This window comes from Bordetella tumulicola (genome assembly GCF_054779135.1).
The window spans coordinates 235095-256618 of sequence record NZ_BAAGYU010000006.1; the positions used below are offsets into that span (position 1 = coordinate 235095).

Annotated in this window: 19 protein-coding genes; 5 read left to right on the forward strand and 14 right to left on the reverse strand. The window is 65.6% G+C overall.

Translation table 11 applies throughout. The features are described from left to right. The first annotated feature begins 30 nt into the window (after positions 1 to 30). Positions 31 to 1896, forward strand: a complete 1866-nt coding sequence (gene nhaA, locus ACYVDM_RS05050) for a Na+/H+ antiporter NhaA (protein ID WP_019726351.1) — start codon at positions 31 to 33, stop codon at positions 1894 to 1896. Positions 1897 to 1921: 25 nt separating this feature from the next. After that, the gene (locus ACYVDM_RS05055; RefSeq protein ID WP_019726350.1) at positions 1922 to 4573 is read left to right on the forward strand and encodes an excinuclease ABC subunit UvrA; all 2652 of its coding nucleotides are present in this window, start codon (positions 1922 to 1924) and stop codon (positions 4571 to 4573) included. 80 nt (positions 4574 to 4653) lie between these two features. Here ACYVDM_RS05055 and mobH read toward each other — a convergent pair whose 3' ends face one another. Then, positions 4654 to 6492 carry a MobH family relaxase gene (gene mobH, locus ACYVDM_RS05060; protein WP_019726349.1) on the reverse strand — a complete coding sequence of 613 codons (1839 nt, stop codon included), beginning with the start codon at positions 6490 to 6492 and terminating at the stop codon, positions 4654 to 4656. A 317-nt stretch (positions 6493 to 6809) separates the two neighbouring features. Here mobH and ACYVDM_RS05065 point away from each other — a divergent pair, with 317 nt between their 5' ends. The 3 genes from ACYVDM_RS05065 to ACYVDM_RS05075 all read left to right on the forward strand — a co-directional run bounded on the left by ACYVDM_RS05065 (position 6810) and on the right by ACYVDM_RS05075 (position 8531). Beyond that, the gene (locus tag ACYVDM_RS05065) at positions 6810 to 7436 is read left to right on the forward strand and encodes a hypothetical protein (RefSeq protein ID WP_009459635.1); all 627 of its coding nucleotides are present in this window, start codon (positions 6810 to 6812) and stop codon (positions 7434 to 7436) included. A 12-nt stretch (positions 7437 to 7448) separates the two neighbouring features. Further along, on the forward strand, positions 7449 to 8081 hold the full coding sequence (locus tag ACYVDM_RS05070) for an RES family NAD+ phosphorylase (protein ID WP_009459636.1): 633 nt from the start codon (positions 7449 to 7451) through the stop codon (positions 8079 to 8081). Between the two features lie 84 nt (positions 8082 to 8165). Next, positions 8166 to 8531, forward strand: a complete 366-nt coding sequence (locus tag ACYVDM_RS05075) for a DUF3742 family protein (RefSeq protein ID WP_009459638.1) — start codon at positions 8166 to 8168, stop codon at positions 8529 to 8531. Positions 8532 to 8542: 11 nt separating this feature from the next. Here ACYVDM_RS05075 and ACYVDM_RS05080 read toward each other — a convergent pair whose 3' ends face one another. From ACYVDM_RS05080 to ACYVDM_RS05140, 13 genes are all read right to left on the reverse strand, one after another. Continuing rightward, complete coding sequence (locus ACYVDM_RS05080) at positions 8543 to 10063, reverse strand: conjugal transfer protein TraG N-terminal domain-containing protein (protein ID WP_019726345.1); 1521 nt, start codon at positions 10061 to 10063, stop codon at positions 8543 to 8545. 15 nt (positions 10064 to 10078) lie between these two features. Beyond that, entirely contained in the window at positions 10079 to 10435 is a 357-nt protein-coding gene (locus ACYVDM_RS05085) for a hypothetical protein (protein ID WP_009459645.1), read from the reverse strand. Continuing rightward, positions 10432 to 11826 (reverse strand): integrating conjugative element protein, encoded by a 1395-nt coding sequence (locus tag ACYVDM_RS05090; protein WP_009459646.1) that lies wholly within the window; start codon positions 11824 to 11826, stop codon positions 10432 to 10434. Before ACYVDM_RS05090 ends, ACYVDM_RS05085 begins: the two co-directional genes overlap by 4 nt. Positions 11827 to 11835: 9 nt before the next feature. Continuing rightward, complete coding sequence (locus ACYVDM_RS05095) at positions 11836 to 12783, reverse strand: TIGR03756 family integrating conjugative element protein (RefSeq protein ID WP_019726343.1); 948 nt, start codon at positions 12781 to 12783, stop codon at positions 11836 to 11838. After that, positions 12780 to 13226, reverse strand: coding sequence for a TIGR03757 family integrating conjugative element protein (locus tag ACYVDM_RS05100; protein WP_009459649.1), 447 nt, complete (start codon positions 13224 to 13226; stop codon positions 12780 to 12782). The genes ACYVDM_RS05095 and ACYVDM_RS05100 overlap by 4 nt, the downstream gene beginning before the upstream one ends. Positions 13227 to 13387: 161 nt before the next feature. Further along, positions 13388 to 13882: a RadC family protein gene (radC, locus tag ACYVDM_RS05105; RefSeq protein ID WP_009459650.1), complete on the reverse strand. Its 495-nt coding sequence runs from the start codon at positions 13880 to 13882 to the stop codon at positions 13388 to 13390. Between the two features lie 175 nt (positions 13883 to 14057). Beyond that, positions 14058 to 14822: a DsbA family protein gene (locus ACYVDM_RS05110; protein WP_009459652.1), complete on the reverse strand. Its 765-nt coding sequence runs from the start codon at positions 14820 to 14822 to the stop codon at positions 14058 to 14060. Between the two features lie 13 nt (positions 14823 to 14835). Further along, positions 14836 to 17703 (reverse strand): conjugative transfer ATPase, encoded by a 2868-nt coding sequence (locus ACYVDM_RS05115; protein WP_019726341.1) that lies wholly within the window; start codon positions 17701 to 17703, stop codon positions 14836 to 14838. Beyond that, positions 17703 to 18143: a TIGR03751 family conjugal transfer lipoprotein gene (locus ACYVDM_RS05120; protein WP_009459662.1), complete on the reverse strand. Its 441-nt coding sequence runs from the start codon at positions 18141 to 18143 to the stop codon at positions 17703 to 17705. The genes ACYVDM_RS05115 and ACYVDM_RS05120 overlap by 1 nt, the downstream gene beginning before the upstream one ends. Continuing rightward, positions 18124 to 19542: a TIGR03752 family integrating conjugative element protein gene (locus ACYVDM_RS05125; RefSeq protein ID WP_009459664.1), complete on the reverse strand. Its 1419-nt coding sequence runs from the start codon at positions 19540 to 19542 to the stop codon at positions 18124 to 18126. The genes ACYVDM_RS05120 and ACYVDM_RS05125 overlap by 20 nt, the downstream gene beginning before the upstream one ends. Then, positions 19532 to 20437 (reverse strand): TIGR03749 family integrating conjugative element protein, encoded by a 906-nt coding sequence (locus ACYVDM_RS05130; protein ID WP_009459665.1) that lies wholly within the window; start codon positions 20435 to 20437, stop codon positions 19532 to 19534. The genes ACYVDM_RS05125 and ACYVDM_RS05130 overlap by 11 nt, the downstream gene beginning before the upstream one ends. After that, the gene (locus tag ACYVDM_RS05135; RefSeq protein WP_009459666.1) at positions 20434 to 21123 is read right to left on the reverse strand and encodes a PFL_4703 family integrating conjugative element protein; all 690 of its coding nucleotides are present in this window, start codon (positions 21121 to 21123) and stop codon (positions 20434 to 20436) included. The genes ACYVDM_RS05130 and ACYVDM_RS05135 overlap by 4 nt, the downstream gene beginning before the upstream one ends. Then, a complete protein-coding gene (locus ACYVDM_RS05140) occupies positions 21120 to 21518 on the reverse strand; it encodes a TIGR03750 family conjugal transfer protein (protein ID WP_009459668.1) in 399 nt (132 codons plus the stop codon). Before ACYVDM_RS05140 ends, ACYVDM_RS05135 begins: the two co-directional genes overlap by 4 nt. Between the last annotated feature and the right edge of the window lie 6 nt (positions 21519 to 21524).

The following is a 21524-nucleotide window of genomic DNA, read 5'->3' on the forward strand; positions in this document are numbered from 1 at the left end:
CTTCACGAACTACAGGAACAGGATAAGAACATGTCAGCCACTTCTTTCGGTGCATCCTCGGCGAAGATCAGCCGGGGACGCGTTGCCCGCTATCTGCGCACGGAGTCTGGTGCTGCGGTGCTGCTGGTGATCGTCACGGTCGTGGCGCTGGCGTGGGCGAACTCGCCGCTATCCGATGCCTATTTCGAGTTGTGGCACCTGGACGTCGGGTTTGACTTCGGGCCGCTGGGCCTGCACATGGACCTGCATCACTGGGTCAACGACGGCCTGATGGTGGTCTTCTTCTTCCTGATCGGCCTGGAGGTGCGTCAGGAGTTCGCCCACGGATCGCTCCGGGATCGCAGCCGTGCCCGTCTCGCTCTGATCGCGGGGGTCGCGGGTGTCGTGCTTCCCGCGCTGGTGTATGTCCTGATCGTGGGGCTGGCCGGAAGTGAGGGCCTGCACGGGTGGGGGGCGGTGGTCGGCACCGATACGGCATTCATGCTGGGCACCCTGGCGATCGTCGGCCCGCGGCTATCCGGTCAGTTGCGCGTGTTCCTGCTCACCCTGACCGTGGTCGATGACTTCCTCGCCGTGTCCATCATCGGCATCGTCTATAGCGATGAGATTCGGATCGTCCCGTTGTTGATCGCCCTCGCCAGTCTCGTTGCGTTGTGGCGGCTAGGGCGCACCCGCCAGTGGCGGGCAATGCCGTATGTGCTGATCGTGATCGTGCTGTGGCTCGCAACCGTGTACTCCGGCATCCATGCCTCTCTCGCCGGGATGGCCGCGGGGCTGCTGATCCCCGCCTACGCGACGCAACGTCACAAGGTCGTCGCGGCAAAACAACTGTTCCGCGACTTCTGGCAGTCTCCGAGTGCCGCATCGGCCCGCGCGGTGGACTGCGGGCTGTCCCGGGGTATCTCGGTGAACGAGCGATTGCACGAGTTCCTGCGGCTGCCGACGGCGCTGCTGATCGTGCCGGTGTTCGCCTTGGCGAACGCCGGAGTGGACGTGCGTGGCGGGCTGCTCGCCGAGGCCTTCGGCTCGCCAGTCACGTGGGGCGTCATCGCAGGGCTCGTGCTCGGCAAGCTCCTGGGCATCGGGCTCATCACTCTCATCGCCGTCCGTCTCGGCCTGGGCCGGCTGCCCGAGGGCGTCGGGGTGGGCAGCGTGTTCGGTGGTGCGGCACTGTCCGGGATCGGGTTCACCGTGTCGCTGCTGATCATCGGGCTCGCGTTCGGCACGACCTCCGACTTGGGCCGCCAGGCGACGGTCGGCGTGCTCGTGTCGATGGTGTTCGCCACGTTGCTCGGGTGGCTGATCTTCAAGGTCGCCGCCCAGCGGTGGGGTGAGAAGACCGCTGACCTGCCGATGGTGCTTGAGCCACCGGTCGATCCGGAGATCGATCACATCCGCGGGCCGGAGGACGCCCAGCTCACACTCGTCGAGTACGTGGACTTCGAGTGCGCGTACTGTGCGCACGCCACCGGTTCGTGGGACGATCTGCGCGCCCACTTCGGGGACGACCTGCGGTATGTGGTGCGCCATCTGCCGCACCACCCGCACGGGCCGATTGCCGCGCGGGCGTCCGAGGCAGCGGCGAACCAGGGGATGTTCTGGCCGTGGCTGGACTTCGTGTTCACCCGTCAGCATGCGCTGGAGCGCGAGCATCTGATCGGCTACGCCGCCGAGCTTGGGCTCGACGTCGAACGGTTCATCGCGGATCTCGACAGCACCGCGGTGATCGAGCGTGTCGAGCGCGACCTCGCCAGTGCCGTCGCCAGCGGTGCGCACGCCACGCCGACGTTCTTCGTCGAGGGTCGTCGTCTGCGCGGCAGCTACGACGCCCGCACTGTCACCGCGGCGCTCGAAGCCAGTCGCCGCGGCCCCCGAACTCAGGAAGTCCCGTCCTGAGCGGGACGAACTACAGGATAAGAACATGCCAAACAATTCTTTCGGTGAATCCTCTTGTACCGCTGCGGCCAGCGGCATGGTGGAAGTGCGCGGCGCGCGCGAGAACAACCTCAAAGAGGTGGACGTTTCCATCCCGCGTAACGCGCTGGTGGTGTTCTCCGGCGTTTCCGGCTCCGGCAAGTCCTCGCTGGCCTTCGGCACCATCTACGCCGAGGCGCAGCGGCGCTACTTCGAGTCGGTGGCCCCCTATGCGCGGCGCCTGATCGACCAGGCCGGCGTGCCGGACGTCGATGCGATCGACGGCCTGCCGCCGGCGGTGGCGTTGCAACAGCAGCGGGGCTCCAGCAACGCGCGTTCCTCCGTGGGCAGTGTGACCACCCTGTCCAGCCTGGTGCGGATGATGTATTCGCGCGCCGGCGCCTACCCAGCCAACCAGCCGATGCTGTACGCCGAGGATTTTTCGCCCAACACGCCGCAGGGAGCGTGCCCGACCTGCCACGGCCTGGGCCATGTGTACGAGGTGACCGAGGCCATCATGGTGCCCGATCCCTCCCTGAGCATCCGCGAGCGGGCGATCGCCTCCTGGCCCCCCGCCTGGCAAGGCCAGAACCTGCGCGACATCCTGGTCAGCATGGGCTACGACGTTGACCGACCGTGGAAGGACCTGCCGAAGAAGGACCGCGACTGGATTCTGTTCACCGAGGAAACACCGACAGTGCCGGTGTACGCCGGCTTCACGCCCGCCGAGACCCGCACGGCGCTCAAGCGCAAGATGGAGCCGAGCTACATGGGCACCTTCACCGGCGCCCGGCGGTATGTGCTGCACACCTTTGCCAATACCCAAAGCGCACTGATGAGAAAGCGCGTGTCCCGGTTCATGGAGGGCAAGCCGTGCCCCACCTGCCACGGCAAGCGGCTCAAGCCCGAGGCGCTGTCGGTCACCTTCGCCGGCGTGGACATCGGCGCGTTCATGCAGATGCCGCTGGACCAGTTGGCGGCCTTGCTCGAACCCATTGCCCAGGGCGATTTCCGCGCCCATGCAGCGGGGGCGGCTACGGACAAGGAAGCGACCCGACGCGACCGTGCCGAACGCGCGGCCTCCGGCCGTGCCGTCCATGCGGTATCGCCCGACGTGCGCCGCACCTCCGCGCTGTCGGAAGAAAAGCGCCTCGCCGCGCAGCGCCTGGCCGGCGGTGTGATGGCGCGCCTGCGTCAACTGCGTGGGCTGGGCCTGGGTTACCTGACGCTGGACCGGGCCACGCCGACGCTTTCGGCCGGCGAGTTGCAGCGCCTGCGGCTGGCCACGCAATTGAGTTCCCTGCTGTTCGGTGTTGTGTACGTGCTCGACGAGCCCTCGGCGGGGTTGCACCCCTCCGACAGCCAGGCGCTGTACGACGCGCTCGACCGGCTGCGTGACGCGGGCAACTCGGTGTTCGTGGTCGAGCACGACCTGGACCTGATGCGCCGCGCGCAATGGCTGGTGGATGTGGGGCCGGATGCCGGGGAGCGTGGCGGCCGCGTGCTCTACAGCGGCGAGCCGGACGGCCTGCGCAAGATTGCCGAATCGCGCACCGCCCGCTATCTGTTCGACGAAATCGCCGCGCCGGGAAGCCGGGCACGCGAAGCGACCGGCTGGCTGGAGCTGCAGGGCATCCATCGTCACAACCTGCATGGCGTGGACGCACGCATTCCGCTGGGCGTGCTGACGGCCGTCACCGGCATCTCCGGCTCGGGCAAGTCCAGCCTCGTCGCGCAGGCGCTGCCGGAGCTGGTGCTACTGCACCTGGGCCACGAGCCCGAGGACGACGCGGCCGAAAGCGCCACCAGCGAAGGGCCGGCAGTGATCGAAGCGACTGGCGGTCATCTGGCGGGCGACGTGGACGCCATACAGCGCCTGGTGCAGGTGGACCAGAAGCCGATCGGGCGCACGCCCCGGTCCAACCTGGCCACCTACACCGGCCTGTTCGACCACGTGCGCAAGCTGTTCGCCGCCACGCCCGATGCGCGACGCCGCCGCTATGACGCCGGGCGCTTCTCGTTCAACGTGGCTAAGGGGCGTTGCGAGACCTGCGAGGGCGAGGGCTTCGTCAGTGTGGAGTTGCTGTTCATGCCCAGCGTGTACGCCCCGTGTCCGACGTGCCATGGCGCACGCTACAACGAGGCCACGCTGAAGGTGCAATGGAACGGGCGCAACATCGCCGAGGTGCTGCAGATGACCGTGGACGAAGCCAGCGAATTCTTTGCGGGTGAAGACGCCGTGGCCCGGCCCCTGCAATTGCTGCGCGATATCGGATTGGGCTATCTGCGCCTGGGGCAACCGGCCACGGAACTTTCCGGTGGCGAGGCGCAGCGCATCAAGCTGGCGACCGAGCTTCAGCGCAGCCAGCGCGGCCGAAGCCTGTACGTGCTCGACGAGCCAACCACCGGGCTGCATGCGTCCGATGCCGACCGGCTGCTGGTGCAGTTGCAGCGCCTGGTCGATGCCGGCAACACCGTGGTGATGATCGAGCACGATATGCGCGCGGTGGCTCAGGCCGATTGGGTGATCGACGTGGGGCCTGGTGCAGGCGCTGCCGGCGGCAGCATCGTGGTGGCGGGCTCCCCTCAGCAGGTGGCCCGAACGTCTGGCAGCCGAACCGCTCCGTTCCTTGCGCAGGAGTTGGCGCGGGCCGAGTAGCTCAGTTCGCCAAATGTTGCCAGCTTTCGCGGGGTATTGATCGTCGCCAAACGACGGTGGCGATCAATGCCCGAATCGCGTCATCCTTCCTGAGTCAGAGCAAGATAGGGATTGTTGGGCGGTATTTCGGGGAATGCCAAGGACCCATCTTCAAGGAGGTAGCCATGCAGTCGGCGGGACTTCCTCGGGCCCGTGACTTCACAGGTCCAAATGTTCAGGCCATTGGGGTGCTTGCGATGTAGCTGCAGCTTCTCGAAGCGCTTCTGCACCCACTGCCAATCCTGTTGATTCTCCTGCTTGGCGAGCGCGGCCACTTCGGGATGCTCCTGCGCATAGCGTTGGAACACACCCGGGCTGACCAGGTAGGCCGTGTCATTCACCGTATGCACGAGCGCCTTCGCGTCGTTGATGATGAGCCGTCGTGAGGTGATTCCCTGCTTCAGCCAAACCATGAACTGTTCCGTGGATGGCTTCGTTGCCGATGACCCAGGCGTAGGCGCGGGTACAGGTGATGGAATGGACGTCGCGGCTGTTGCTGGCGCGGGAGGGTGGAGGAACTCTTCGGCATCCTGTCCAACGCCGGCCGACTCACCTAAGCCCACCATCGCGAGCAAGTCCTCCATGACGTCGGGCACGGGCTGGGCCGCGGGCGGTGAAACGATGGTGGTGCTGTCGTCCTCCCAAATTGGAGGCTCTTGACCTCCCTGCGCTGGGTTCACCGAGACGGTTGGCACGGGAGCCGACATGCTGGCGTCGTTTTCTGCGGGCGTCGCGTCGATCTCTACCGTGCCTGCGAAAGGTGCTGGTCGCTCGCCAGACTCCCAGATCAGCGCGGGAGCGAGACGCAACAGGGTGAACGAATGGGACCAGCCGGTCGTGCTGGTGACGGTCGCGCGCCAGACCGCTTTGCCGTCCGAGGTGGGCTGGAGCATGCCGTGGTCCTGCAGCACGTTGAACACGGCGGTGTTGTTCGCAGGAATGCCATCGATCCCCTGAGACAGGAGGTGTGCGCGCAGTTTGTCCGAGACCGTCTTGCTCACCAGCCACAAACCATCCTCGGTGAGCCAGCCATCGGAGGCTTCCGGCTGGTTCAGCTTCAACTGTTCCTTGAGCAGGTAGCGCAACCCGTCCAGCAGCTTGCGTTGCAGTGCGTGCTTAGGCGCGGCCATGGCGCGCGCCGGATCGCCGCCCAGCTCCTGGGCCACCGACGCCCGGTCTGCTTGCACGACGAGTTCCCCCAGTACACCGGCATGTTCGTACTGACCGGCCAGCACATAGAGCAGCGGTGCCCAGAGAGCCGGATAGTCGCTGAGCCAGTCCAGGACGTGGCGGTCGAGCAGTTGGCGATAGAGCAAGCCTGTTGCGGCGCTGTGCAGGCGGTATTCGCGGTCGTCACGGTAGCGAAATCGGTACGCCTGGTGCAGCGGGCCATGCCACGGATGCCAAGTACTGCCGTCGGCCAGTTCGACGTGTAGATCGACGGCGATCTTGCCAATATCGTGGAGCAGCGCAGCATAGGCGACGGCGGCGGTCCAGGCTTCGGACTGCGCCGCCTGGTCTTCGGGACTGGCACCGATGGGCAGCAGATGGGACTGCCGCAGTTTCAGGCTGTAGGCCACGATCTCCAGGCCGTGGTCGAGCATGCCGCCCGGATAGGCATGGTGATGCGCTTCGGAGGCCGGAAAGGCTTGGACCAGTTCGGCGTAGCGTTCCAGGGGCGTGCGGTACAGGGTGACGAATTGCCGGTGTGAGAGCGACGTGCGCTGCCAGATGTGCTCCAGCAGCTTCTGCCGGCGTGGGGTGGCCAGCAGCGATGCGGCCGACTCAGGACGCAGCAGCCCTTTCGGGAGGTCGGTGACGGGTGATGGCGTCGGTGCGGCAGCGACCGGGGGCCGTTTTCGCTGGAACAGGGAGAGCATGTGAGGTGTCCTAATGACGGGCCGACCGGGAGGCCTTTTGGCCTTTTCGAGGTAGGGCCTTTCCCCTTGCACCCCATTCCCTTGCCATTTCGACCCTTTGGCCTTTAACCGTTTCGGTATAGCGGGGCCTGGATCGCGGCTCCACCGTCAATGTGGAACCCGCTCGAATGCATTGGACGGCGACCAGGCGCTGGCCTCGGTCTATGCTGCGAAGGCGCTGCTTCCGCCGGGTAGGTTGCTTTCTAGGCGTCAAAGTTGACAAACGCGACAAAGGCGACTAGAGTGAAACCTGTCTCAAACCTACTTGGGAGATGACCATGCCCACTGCCATTGAATTCATTGCCGACCGTCTGCCGCGCGTCACGGTGGAAGATGTACGCCGCTTCGCGGATACCGTCGAAATCCGGGATGCCACGGCTTTCGCGGCCGAGTTGCAGGCGTTCGTCCACGAGCGCGTGGAAGCGGTAACACTGCCCGCCAACTTGCAGGGGGAGACCGTTGGGCAGGCCCTTGCACGCAAGGCGGCCGCGCTGCGCGCCGACACGCGCTGGGCACCGAATGAAACCGACGTCCAGCGAGGCCGTGCGGTGCTACTGGAAACCTTCAACCAGCCGCACAACCTGCCGCCCGCGGAGTTCGCCAAGCTGGCGGACAAGTCGCGCCAGCAGATCTACAAGGACATCCTCGCGCGTCGGCTGCTGGCGCTGAACGTGGGGCCGCGCGGTCAGAAGCTGCCCGACTGGCAGCTCGACCCGGTAAAGCAGCAGTTGACCCAAACCGTGCTTCAGGAGGTCGAGGGTATCGATCACTGGACGATCTACCGCGCACTGTCCGAACCGCTCGAAGGCTTGGGCGGTCGCTCGCCGGTGGATGCGGTGACGCATGGCACGATCGACGCCGTGGCCGAGGCCGTGTTTAACGTGCTGGGCGTTCAGGTGCATTGAAGCGAGACTGCCATGAACCACGAGCTGCCTTCTTTTCTGATCGATGCCGGTGAACTGCTCCAGCATGTGAGCCGCGTCGTCTATCGGGGCAGCCCGCTGTACTATGGTCGCAGCAGCACCAATCGCTACGACGACCCGGCCCGAGCCTACGGCGTGCTCTACCTGGGGCGCGACCTGCCCACGGCGTTGATGGAGTCGGTGTTTCACAAGCATCAGTGGCTTGATGACGCGAAGCGCTCGATCGCATTGAAAGAAGTCCAGGGCAGGATGGTGCGCGCTGTAGGGGTGGTGGCCGACGTGCTTCTGGCCGATCTCACGGCACCGAGCGTCATGGCGGGCTACTTTGGCCTGAACCTGGAGCAGTTGGCCAGCCGCGACTACACGCACACGCAGCAGGTGTCCGCTCAGGTGCATGCGATGGTCGGCGACGACGGCCAACCTCTGTTCGACGGAGTGCTCTATCCGTCGCGCAACAACTATCCCGCCAAGAGCATCGCCCTGTTCGAGCGTGCGGGAGCGAAGGTCAGCGTCATCGAGGACATCGATCTGGTTGACCATGTGGATTGGCCGCGTTTCGTTGCCACCTACCGCATCGGCGTGGAACCCGACCCGGGCCCGGTGGAACCGGATGACGAAGCGTCCTGAAGCAGCGAGAAAACACATTGAAGCCTGAAACGGAATGAAGTGGAGCACCCTGGAATAGACATCCCTCAGTAGCAGGAGACGACCATGAACACCACAACTCGTACCAGCACCGCAGAACGTATCGGCCGCGCATTTGGCCGTGTATGGCGTGCCTATGCGCGTGGCGAACGGCGGGTATCGAATTGGTTGATGGTCAAAGGGGTGCCTTCGGTTGGTGCCACAGTGCTGCTGTGGGCGGTCAAGCTGGCTGTGCTGGGCGCGCTGCTCTACGTCGCCTTCTGGTTCGCACTCGTGTTGTTGGGAGTCGTGGTGGCGGGATGGGCTGCTGCTGCCAATACCTCGGATGAAGACGAGTGGCCTTTCACCGACCTCACCGAACTGCGCAAGACGCCGGGCTACGATCCCAACCTGTACAACGATACGTCGCACGAGTTGTACACCGACGACTGACCGGCGCCGCGCTACTTCAGCTTACCTCCGGTAAGGGCCCCAGCGCCCTTACCGCCTGCTTGGCCGGCACTCTTGCTGCCATCCGAAAGCCCTTGGATGACGTGTCCAGCCCGAATCCCAACCCAAGTAAGGCTCGCAAGCCAAAAACCCGGCAAGACCAGGAACATCGTGCCCATGACGAACATCAGGAGCAGGTCGCCAAAGGCATTGTTCAACCCCACCAGCGGATCGAAGTTAGTGTGCGGCCGGTTCCAGCCGAAGCCCCACCCATAGAGCGCATCGAGGATGGTGCTGTCGATCCAGCGAGCGAGTTGGAACCAGAAATCGGTGAAGAACAGCGCGAACTGCACGACGCTGACGGTGACGACCGTCTTCAGGTCATAGGTGCCGACGACCAGCACGAGCGGGATGCAGATGACCAGCGCCATCTTGAGCAAGGCAAGCACCATGGGCAGCGCCTGGCGCACCACGTCCATGGCAGGGAATGCGGCAAGTGCCCCGACCGCCATTCCTACGTCCCCCGTGGCCCGCGTCACGATGTTCGGCAGGGTCTTGTCGATCTGGCCGCCGTAGTCGGTATAGACCGAACCCTGGTTGAGCTTCTGCTGTCGCGGTGACGCGATGGTACGGACCACCGAATCGTCCACCTCGGTACGGCTGAGGAACCCGGCCCAGCCCGCCAAGCGATTCAACAGGCTGGGGTCCACCTGGCTCAGCAGCCGTGCTCGCAGGCCGTTGCTGCCATCGGCCCACCACTGCCTGCAAGTCGGGTAGCCGCCGCCACTGGCCACCTGCGCAAGCCCTGCGTCGCGAGTGTCGTCATAGGGCCATGACTCGCGCGCCGTGCTGGAGCGGTAGCTGTCGTAGTAGCCGCCGGTGTCCGTGAAAAACCTCGAACCGATCCATGTCACGTCGTTCATTTGAGCTTCGTCCAGCTCCGGTCGCGCCATGAACAATTTAGCGCGTGCTGGCCCGTAGCAGTCGTGTGTGAAATCGGCCACTTCCTGAGCCAGCACCGGGTCGTTGATGCGGGTAGCGTCGATCTCCATGCGCATCTGTCGCAGGTCTGTTCCGCACGGGATCGCTGCCACCGAGGCACTGGTGACGGCGCGCGAGAGCGCGTGCATGAATGCCCACCAGACCGGCACCTTGGCACTCTGGTTGTTGATGGTGCTGAAGGACTGGGACCAGCCGGTATCCGTGGGCTGCGGCACGCTGACCTGGCATTGAGCCGAGCGCGAGCTGTCGTACTGAATGGTGTTGAGGTCCACGTCGATGAAGGGGATGCCGGCGAACATCACGACCACGATGGCGACGAACACCCGGTTCTCAATGCGTGCGGCCGAGAGCACGCCCTTATTGCCTTCGTCTGCACCCTCCCCACGGGCCTTGAGCCATTCCTGCACGATGATCGCCACGAAGGGCAGTGCGAATACCCCGCTGGATACCAGTACCGCCCAGATGCCGTTGTTGACGATCCAGGAAACCAGGGTCAGGTAGTACTCCAGGTAGTCGGTCGCGAAAAGCGTCATGGCTCGGATCTCCCCTCAGCCCTGCATCAACAGGCTGGCTTCAAGCGCCACGATGGCAACGACGCCGGCGATCTCGCTGCGCACCAGGCGGCGCCGCGCTTGCGCGTCGTCCTCGCGCGCCAGCAGTCGGCGACGCATCCAGACCCAGCCGTAGGCCGTCGCGCCGTACAGGCACAGCCGCCAGACCAGGAAGTAGCCCGCTGCTGCCGCCAGCCAACGCTCCCAGCCTGCGACGCTTCCGACGAGGTAGATGCCAACGATGTTGGCGCACACGGCGACGGCCGCGAGTACCACCGTCCACAGCAGCGCCTTTGCTGCGCGCCGGCTGAACAGCCAGCGCGGGCGCAGCCAGGCCGCACGCATCGGGCTCATGGCCGGCCTCCCGGATTGCCCTTCTGCAACTGATCGAGGCGGTCAGGCACCGGATCGCCTTCGTAGATCCCACGCGAGCCCGCCGCGCGCGTGCCGTGGCGCTGGATGATCGCCATGGGCGAATTGTTTGCCAGCTCCCGGCGCAGCTCCAGCTCGGTCTTGAGGTTGCGGATCTCGCGATCGAGCGTGTCGCTCTCGTGGTTCACAGCTTCCACGGCGAGCTGGTTGGCCGCCACGTTGGGCTCTTTCTTGCCGGTCAGCAGCGTGCGTTGCAGCAGTAGCGCTTTCTCCAGCACCGACGCCAGCGCAACCTCGGACGCCAGGCGCTGCGACAGCAGGTGCTGGTCCGGCTCGTCGCGCAGTGCCTCGATCACTCCGCGTGTGATGGGCAGCGACGCGCTGCCGGCCTCGCGCAGGTTTTCGGGCGTCGTGTTCTTCGCCTTGGAGACCAGGTCCTGGAGCGCCTGCAGCTTGGCATCGTACTCATCCTGGATCAGCGGCGTCAGCCCGACGCCGGGCACCGTCTCCGTCTTGGTGCAGGCGTCGCAGGTGCGCTGCTCCTTCTCGCCGAGCACCCGCGTCGCCCACTCGACGGCCGCTTGCGGCGTGGTCCAGGTCTGGCACGACAGGCTCGCGCAACTTGCCGGTGCGATTGCCGATGTGTCGGTCACACCGCGGCCATTGACCAGGTTGTAGCCCGCGCGGGTGACGTCGCCGACCACCTTGATCGCGGGCTGACCGGAGCCGCCGGCATTGCTTCCCCCGACCCAAGGCACGCCGTCGTTGCCACGGCGCGTCTCGGCTTGCTCGACGGCCGAGACGGCATCCGTGCTCGAAACAGCATCGCGCAGTGCCAACCCCTCTGCCATCTGGCTCCAGCCGAGCTGGCCGCCGGCCGTTTCGGCCATCTTTTCGGCCATGGCGCGGCACGTCAGCTTCGAGCGGTCGAAATCCAGCCGCGCTTGCAGAACGCCGTTGGTGAGCAGGTTGTAGAGGCCCGGATCAGCCCGTTGGATGATCAACGCCGGCAGGGAGGCCACAGCACTCGTAGCACTCTGGATCACCGAGGACATGATCTGCTGAAAGCCATTGGTCACGCCGTTGAGCTGATTTTTCAACGTGGTCTGGATGCTCATGTCACCGCAGATCAGATTGCTGTTCCAGCCGACACCCACGCCGAGCGAGCGCATGCCGGCTGCGCGACCCATCGAAACGGCGCTGCCGCCGCCGATGGAGTACATGACGTCATCGCCGATGACGTTGCCGCTGGTCTGGTAGCCCAGTTGGCCCCAGGCCACGCCGCTTGCCAGAACCAACGCGCCGGTGAGCGCCAAACAGATCCTCTTGCCACGAGCCGGAGGGGAGAACTGCATAGAGTCGAAACGCTTCATCGCGGCACCTCAAAGGAAATCAACGCTTCCAAGGAACACCTGTCCACGGCGTTCGCAGCAGGCATACGGCCGCCACAGTGCCCAGGCGTAGTCGCCTTGCTGGGCCTGGGTCAGGAAGCCGGTGCGTGGGAAAACCGTGCAAGACGAGGACAGGACGGGCGTGAGTTCCTGCCACTTGCCAGTCGAGGCATCACCCTCCATCAGCGCGCCGGCGGGCCAGTAGCCATCGCGGGCGTTGGCAAGCAGCGGCTGGTACACGTGCAACTGCCCCCGGCGAGTGACGATATCTCCCGCACGCTGGGCCACCACGGCCCCCGATTTGTGGTCGTCGGTCTGGTGCAGGAAGCCGCCGCGGGGATACACGTTGCCCCAAAGGTTCATCGTGGTGCGTGCGCCGACCTCGCGCATGCCGGGAATCAATGCCTCCGGGTAGGCCATCTCGGGCACGTTGTAGCGCCAGGCAAGCGTGTCCAAGGTGCTGAGCAGATACGGCATGAATGCCGTTCCTGCGCCCTCGCAGAAGTAGCCCGAGGACGAAACAAACTGGTTGAACACCTCGACGCCGGGATGGCCGATCACGTCGGCGTTCTTGAATTTCGCAAGATTGTTTTCGTGATCCTCGTTCGTCGTTCCATCGCCCCCCGCTTGGGCGGACGGATTGGCCGTACTCATCGCCCGGACTTCGACCCACGGGTTCTCGCCCGTGTTGCTGTAGCTGGAGACGACCGCATCGGGGATGTAGTGGCGCACCTTGACAGAGGTGCGCACCGTGCATCCTCCCCAGGTGCAGTAGAGCCAGTAGCAGATACCTACCACCCGGTACTCCAAGCAATCGGGCGAGGCCACCGAGGCAACGATGGCGGTGGTGTTCAAGGCGTAGCTACCCGTGGCGCTGAGCAGCAGCAAGGAAGCCACGCCGGCCCGCATGCGGCGCATCAGGTCGAATGGTCGCGTCATGGCTGGGTCCTCCGACGCTGCTCGATGCGCGCGACAGCGCGGGCCACATCCGGCTCGCCATAGACCACGTAGCGCTGATCCACCACGACAGCCGGGATGCTGGTGATGCCCAGGCTCCATGCGTCGGTGACGCCCTGGTATGCGGAAGCGATGCGGCGCTGTAGGTCGGCGCCGCCTTGGCTCAGCCGACGCTTGACGGTGGCCGCCGCCTGTTCGGGGGCGGCGGGCAGTTCCGCAGAAAGCTCCGCTTCAATCCGGCGGGCTTCGTCCAGCTCGATCAGCCGCTCGCCGCCCATGGTCTTGACCGGGTGGTGGCTGTCGGTGACGACCAGTACGTCGGCTGCGAAGGCGACGGGGCTGAACACGGCCAGGGACGCCGGCAGCGCCACGACGAGACCAAGGGTTCGCCAGCCCGACGCGAACGTGGAAAAGGATGCCGGCATGTCGCGTGCCCCGAAAGTTGATCAGGGCCATAGTCAAACGCGAACCCGATGCCACCCCAACAAACAATGCGCATCGCGGGCTGCCCGCATACCTGCTTGTCCCGCGCCATAAAAAAACGGAGGCCGAAGCCTCCGCGGGGATCAATGAAGCAATGCGACCGTTACAGCAGGCCTGACTCCGCAAAGGAGAACGGGGAACCTTGGCCTACGATGATGTGATCCAGTACCCGTACATCGATGAGCGCCAGCGCGGCCTGCAGTTGCTGGGTCAGCACACGATCCGCGCTCGACGGCTCGGAGATGCCCGAGGGGTGCTGGTGCGCGAAGACCACCGCGGCGGCGTTCAACTCCAGCACACGCTGTACGACGACACGTGGATAAACAGAAGTCGAGTTGATCGTGCCCCTGAACAATGGCTCGTAGGCCAGCACCTGGTGCATGCTGTCCAGGAACACAGCGGCGAATATCTCGTTGGGTTCAGCGACCAGTTTCACGCGCAGATAGTCCCGCACAGCGGCCGGTCGGCTGAGGCACGGTCCAGCTTTGAAAACCCGCCTCTCCAGCAGCACGATGGCTTGCTGGATGATCCAGTCCTCGTGTTGGGCAGCGGTGACGGAAAGCGACTCCGGGCAGGAGTCGTTGACGACAAAAGACATGGCGAACCTCCAGACGGTGAGATCGGAGGGCGCGCGCCCTAGGAGGGCCAGCCCTCCTAGGGAACGAACAAGGTGCATCCATCACCGCGGCAGCGGCGATCGTTCGCGACCAGGATGCGAGGCGAACGGGTTGCGGTCAGCGCAGCGGACTGCGCCGTAGCCTTGAAGACCGGGGCTACCTGGGCATGTCGCCGACGACGTCGGCAGGCATTTCGGATGTGGGTGTGCCGGTCGGACCGTCAGCCGTCAGCATGTCCATGGCAGACAACAAGGCGTCGCCCTCGATTGGTCCCTGCAGCAGGATGGCCTGGCCCGTCTCGCGATCAAGCAGACGCAGTGACGGTGTGGCGGTAACGCCGCTCTTGGTGGCTTCCGCGGCCTGGGCGCGGATAGCGGCACTGGACCTTTCGCTTGACATGCACTGCTCGATGGCTGGCGTCGATTCGGGGTAGCGCAAGCCATCCGGCAAGCCCAGGCCGTCGCTGCGCGTGTGGGCATAGACCCATTCGACCGCCTGCCAGAACGCGGCATGCCCGCCAGCTTCGGCTGCGCATTCGGCCAGACGTGCCTCGGCCGACGCGGCCGGCTCGTGCGCGGCTAGCGGCTGGTGGTGCCATTGCAGCGCCACGTCGGCGTTGGTGCCCACCCACCGTTTGAGCTGCGGAAAATATTCCCGGCAGAACGGGCACTCCAGGTCGGCATAGAGCGTCAGCGTGAAACGGCCTTTGGGGTTGCCCATTAGCCAGGGCGGCCCGGCCACCGGTGCCATGCTGACCGGCGTGGGCGGCTGCGGCGGGGATTCGCCGGGCGACCTCGGCACAAGCCAGATCAGCAGCAGCGCGACCAGCACAGCAACCAATGCCCAGGGCCAGCGGGGCCGCCCGTTGCGGCGGCGGAACGCCTGGACCTGCATCGGAATGGAAGGACGTTTCTGTTCCATGGCGTTCTCCGTCTTACGACAGTTCCAAGGCCGGCGACTCGATGCCGCGCGCCTGGTCGATCTTCTCGGCCACCTTGAAGGCCGCTTCCAGTTCGGTGCAGCCGTAGTGCTGCATGAGCTGGTAGCGCTCGGCCTTCTCTTCGGGTTCGGTCTGCGCCAACGCCAAGTACAGGCTGGGCGGCACGGCACGGAACAGCACTTCCATGCTCTTGGAAAGGATGACGCCCTCGGTGAACTTGCCCGCTTCTTTGCGCGCCGAGAGCATCAGCGCTTTCTGCGCGGGCGAGAGTTCGCGGAAGCGTGCAATCTTCTCGACCTCATCGGGCGGCATCGACAGGCAGATCCACCACTCAATCATGTTGAGCATGGGCTCCGCGGCACGCGGCAGATCGTCGATATTTTGTGTAGCCAGCCAGAACCAGGCCCCTAGCTTGCGCCACATTTTTGTAATTTTTACAACGTAGGGCGCGAGCAGCGGGTTCTTCGTGATGATGTGGCCTTCGTCGGTCACATTGATGATCGGACGGCCCAGGTACTGGTCGCGCTCGGCGATGTTGTTCACCGTGCTGATCAGGCTGATGTAGGCGATGGAGAGCTGCGCGTTGTAGCCCTCCCGGGCATAGGTCGCGAGATCCACCAGCGTGATGTCGGCCTCGGGCCACGGCGTGCCATCGCGATCGAACATCTCGCCGTCCGTGCCTTGGCAGAACATGTCCATCGCGTCCGCCATCTCCAGCAGCCGCACGCGCCGCATCTCGGGCAGCGTCGGGTCCTGGCCGCGCGTGCGCAGCGCGTTGCGCACGTCGCGCGTGAGCACCGTGCGTTTCTCGGCCACGCAGTGTTCGGCGGCATCGAGGATGCACTGGCGGATCAGCGAGCGATCGGCCCGCGTCATCCGGGCTTCTTCCTTGTCCTCGCCGCCTGTGATCATCAGCCGTGCCGTGATCTCCAGTTCACCCAGCACGTCGCGCTGCTCGTCCTCCTCCATGACCGAGGAATCGGCTGGCAATTCTTCATCCAGTGCATCGGCATCAAGCGTCTGCACGTTGCTGGGCGTTTCGATCAGCCGGCGAGCGTCGGCGAACGGCGCCAGGCTGATGCCTGAGCCAGGAGCCAGCTTGACCCGGTTTACGGTCAGACCCAGGCGCTTGGCGAAGTCGCTGAACAAGCCGAAGCTGTTGCCGGCTTCCACGATGAACAGCCGCGGCCGGTAGATGGCCGTGACCTGATTCAAGAGGTTGTTGAGCGTTGCGCTCTTGCCCGAGCCGGTGGGGCCGAATAGGAACAGATGGGCGTTCATCTGCCTGTCCAAGCGGTTCAGCGGATCAAACGTGATCGGCCCGCCACCGCGGTTGAAGAACGTGTTGCCCGGATGGCCCGTACCCTGGCTGCGTCCCCACGCCGGCGAGAGATTCGCCACATGCTGGGCGAACATCAGTTGGGTGAACCAGTTCCGCCGATCCTGCGCAGGGTTGTAGCAGCACGGTAGCCAGCGCAGGTAGCTGTTGAGCGGCGCAACTTCATCGTCCTCGCGCACGGGCTGCAACCCCGCGTTGAGCATCACGTTGGCGAGGTCCAGGCCGCGCCTGTCAAGCTCGGCTTCGTCGCGCCCGCGCAGATAGAAGGCCAGCGTGCCGCGGTAGAGCTTGTGCGCGCTGCCGATGAGCGAGCGCGCCTCCTGCACATCCTTGAGCGTCTGCTCCGATGCCAGTGTTTCGCCGACAGCCTTCTTCGCCAGGTGATTCAGGTGCGATTCGAGGATGTCCTGGGGCGTCGCCACCATGGTCAGACACATCGTGGTGTCTTCGGGCATCTGATCGAAAAGCGTGTTGATCGCATCGCCCTTGCGGGTTTCGCCAGTCAGGTGTCCCGTACCGGGCGGCATGCGTAGTCGGTCGGTGACCAGCACACGGTGCGGCATGCCGTCGAAGTACCAGGTACCGTGCCCGGCATCGGAGCGAGGCTGACCGAAGAACAGCCGTTGGCTGAAATCCCGACCACTCGCCAGCTCGATCTCGCCTTCCTCCACCTCGTCGGGATAGCGGGCCAGCGCATAGAAGCGCTCTCGATTCTCAGCGCTTGGCCCGAGCATCGTTGGGCGTGGGTTGAACCACCGCAGCAACCAGTCGTGAACATCGGCCGCGACCATGCGCCGGGCCTGGATGCCGGCGTTCGCCAGGCCGCCGCAAAGGCGATCGCAGACGATGTTCAGCATTTGCTCGGGTGTCTGGCCACGGCGGTTCGCCTGGCCGGTGGCCCGGCGATAGACCACCATGCGCACGCGCCGCGTCTGGCCGCGCCAGCGCAACCGCGTGACCACCGTGTCCTCGAACAGGCCGCCGGGCTTGGCCACCGCGCGCAGGTGGTGGCCGAAGAAGCGAAGATAGAACTCGGTGAAGGCTGTGCCGCGAGCGCGCGGCTGCACGTAGTTGCGCAGGGTCTGCATGTACTGGTCGAAGCTGGGTTCGTCCTGGGCGTAGAGCTGGAGCACCCAGGGGTTCTCGTCCAGCTCATCGAACGAATCCTGGAGCGCGTTTTCGAGCGCATCGCGGGCATGCGCGAGCCAGCCAGGCTCCCGACCTTCGGTGCCCAGCGGGACCAGCTCGTAGAAGGCTGCGACCGATTGCCCGTCCTCCAGCAGCATGGACTTCGACGGCGGCAGGAACTCCACCCACGGCAGCAGCTCCGCGAACGACTGCGCGACGTCGTACAGCGCCTGCTCGTCCGCCACGGTCGCCGGCTTGCGGCCCTGGATCGTCGCTCCGGGTTCGGCGATGCCGGCTTGGCGCAACGCCTCGACGTGGCGCTGCCAGCCGTCCGGCTGCTCGTCATTGCCACCATCGGATGCAGCCAGCTTCGGCCAAGGGAGTTTCCAGCGCATCAGTAGTCCTCCACGCGCTCGCCCGGCATGGCGTACTGCACGCGCTGGTACAGGGGGAAGACTGTCGTGTAGCCCGGAACAGGCACGGGGTCGGTACCCGCCAGGTGCGGGTACACATACATGACAAGATCGGGGTTCGGGAGGCGGTGGAACTGGCGATAGACCTCGTTTCGCGCCGTGCGCGTGTAGCGCATCTGTTCGGCGGGCGCGGCCTCCACGTCGGCCTCGGTCAGCGGCCGGCGCAGGCTCTGGCGTGCATCGAGCAATTGCCTGCGCGCCACCTGGCCGGCGCCACCGCTGCCGTCGCCGGCGTTCTGCTGCCAGATGTCCATCATCGTGCTGTCGCCGTGCGGGAGCAGCTTTTCCTTGCTGGTGGCACAGCCGCCGAGCACCGCGACGGCGAGGGCCAGCGCCAGGCCCTTATTCAAGTTCGAGAGCATGGCTTTCTCCTGCGCGGTGATCGACCTTGCGGCCTTCGGGATCGAAGTCGATGGCAAGCGGCTTTTCGAGGTGGACGGCGACCTTCGCGCCGGGCTGGACATAGACGGCGGCGAAGGCCTGGCCGTATAGCTTGTTCACCCAGTCGGCCATGTCGCGCACGCCACCGGCCAGGATGCGGCCCACGGCTTCATTGCCCGAGATGCCGACGCTCCCGATGGAGCCGTCGGCGCCGACGTAGGACATCTGGCCGCTGTCGCTGTCGATCAGCGAAGCGACGCCGGCACCGGCGGCGGTAATCAGGGCTTGCGAGCCGAGGTACTGCTGGGCGTTGCTGCGCCGCTCCCCGCTGACGCAGGGAATGCCGTATGGGTCGCTGATCCAGCCCAGGCCGTCTCGCTGCTGGTTGTTCTGCTGGTTGCCGTCGCGGTCTTCGGGGATGGTGCGGATCGTGCCGTCGTGGAAGACGAAGGTGATGCTGCGCACCTGGCCGCGCACGCACGAGAGCGTCCAATCTCCCGATGCGGTGCCGCTGAACACGGCACCGGCCACGTCGGGAATGTCGATGCCATTGGCGGTCAGGTTGTCCGGTCCGACCAACACCTTGAAGGGGTATGGATCGTTAACGGTTCCGTCGATCGGCACGCGGCCGATCAGCGCCGTCATCGCCACCGACCCCATCAGCGTCGAATTGGTCGGTACGGTATAGACCGCCTTGGCGCTCTTGACGCCTGCTGCGCGTGCGCCCGCGTTCGCCACGGTTTCCGCCGTGGTTTCCAACGTGCTCTGCGCGGGGCCGAAGCTCGTCGGGAAGCTCATGCCGCTACCCGTGCCACGACTGCTGTTCCGCCCCTCGGCCTTCCTCGCATCGTCGGGTTCGACCCATCGCACGCCGCCTTCCATGCCGGCCTCGTCGCCGTCGCGCAGCCCCAGACCCACCGGCAGGTCGGCATGGCCGCCGCCACGTCCGCCGATACTGTCCAGACGCCGCTGCAGGTCGGCAAGCAACCCTTCGGTCTGCTGGCGCGCGCTGGCTGCCTGCTCTTGGTCGCGACGCAGGTTGGTACGCTCGGAGTCGAGGGCCGAATTGATGCGCTGATCAATGGAGTTCTCGCGCTGGCGCAGTCGCTGGTTTTCTTCGCGCTGGGATTTGTTGTCCGAGAGCGCGGTCTGAAGCTCGGTGCGCAACTGCTTCACTTGGGCAACGAGCGTCGCCACGGTGTCGCGCGGGGTATCGCCCTCGATGCCCAACGCCTTCATTTCCGCTGGCGTGAGCTTGGCACCGGCATCCGCGGCCGGTGGCGCCGAACTGCTGCCACCCGAGAACAGCCGGATGGCAACGAACAGCACCAGCAAGGCAACCGGGACCATCAGCCACTTCAGGAGTCCATTACTGCGCATGGCGGGCCTCCTTGCGGTCTTCCGGTTGCGGGAGATGCACGGCCGGGTCGAAGCGGTTGATCGCCGGTAGCAGCGATTGCGCCAGGCCGCGCCCGCGCGTCACCAGGTACAGGACGGTCGTGTCCTCGGGCGTGCCACGCGGGCCAAGTGCCTCGTGTTGGAAGGTGGCGGTGAGGAAATCGCCTTGCAGGATGCGCGGATCGAGAGTGATCCAGCCGCTGCTGTTGTTGGTCAGTCGCACGGCAGTGACCCACTGGTCTTCCAGACGCCACGACGCGAGCGCGACCGCGCGCACGGGCAGCGTCGGCATCAGCGTGCCGAGGTCGAGGTCACGACGCAGGTTCACCCGCATGACGCCGGGCAACGGCTCCACAGTGCGCAGCGGAGCGTAGAGGTTCTGCGCGGCGAAGCGCGTCAGGACAACCGGCACCGGGGTCTCGCGTCGCGCCGCCCGCGCACCTGCCTGGTCCTGGGCGCGCGCCGGAGCTTCGTTGTCATCGCCGGGCTGATCGCCATAGCGCGCCGGGGTGCTGTTGCCCTCGACGATGCGCACTGGTTCCAGCTCGGCTTCGCCGTCCTTGGCTGGCTCCGCCGCAATGTCCAGCAGGATCAGCGCGCCCGTGTCGGCGTCCTGCAATTGCAGCCGCGTGGGCTCGATCGGCTCGCTGGCGCGCAGGTACACCGCGCCGCCCGCGCTCTGCACCCGTAGGCGCTCGCCGACGCCCGAGGGTACGCCCACGCGGACGTTGCGGTCGATGAACACGATACGCTCCTGGCCGACCTTCAGCGGCACCGCCAACGGCATACGTTCCCAGCGCAGGATCTCCACCGCCTGGACAGCAGGAGCCGCGGCCACGGCCAACAGCCCCAGCAGCGTGAGTACAGGATGCTTCATGGGGTTTCTCCTTGGGGCGCTTGCGGAGACAGGCCACCAGACGCCGGGCGCGTCGGCTCCGGCGTGCTGATGCGCTGGGGCGCGCCCTCATAGCAGTCGAGCGCCAGGCCGAACGGGTTGCGGGCAGGATCGACGTCCACCCGCGTGACCTTCACGGGATAGCGCACCAGAGCGCGCTTGACTTGCTCGGCGCCGTAGTACTCGTCGGCGGTGATGTCCAGCGTCACTACCCAGTCGCGGTCGGAAACCACGCGCACGCGGGCCGTGGGGTCGTCGCCGTAGCCGCGGCCGGGGATTTCGTAGATGCCGCGCACGCGCTGGCGCAACTCGCCCGTGCTGCGGCGGTAGTCGTAGTCCGCGCGCAGGAAGGCCTGGCAGGATGGGGTGAGGTACGGCGAGAGCGTGTGGAGGTTGCGCGCGTAGTCCTCTTCGCCATTCGTCGGCCAGCGGTTGAGCGTCTGGAACACGTAGAACGTGAACGCATAGACCGATTCGGGCGGCACTTCCCACCACTTCCTGGTACTGCCGGAGCGCAGGTCAGGCGGAACGTGGATGGTCAGATCGCGGGGAGCGCTCCACCAGCCGCCACCCATGACCAGGGCGACGATGATCAGGGCGCCAGCACCCAGGCGAAGCGTCTTGATGTGCGCCTGCAGGTGGGTGATCTCGTTCTTGAAGCGGCTCATCGTGCGCTCCTTCGGGTGGTCCAGAAGCCGGAGCGCGAGATCAGCACATGGCCGCCTACCCAGCCCGCCATCAGCGGATGGCGTGTGGCAATGCGCCATTGCAGTTGCCGATACAGCCAGGTGTCGGGACGCCCGCGCTTGAGGCGGCGAAGAATGCCGCCGCCGATGAACACGCCGAAGGCCACGCCCAGGACGACGAACGTGGGTGCTAGCGCGATCGTGCGGAACACCCACGACAGCGGTGCGCCGACCAGCAGACCGGCGGCGCCGGACAGGCCGCAGCAGATCCACAACTCGTCGGCGGTGAGACCGCGCACCACAACGGGATGTCGATTGAGCCGGTGCGGAAGGAACGTGACCGTCCCGTCCGCACGGACGTGCTGCTGCTCGGACATACCGGC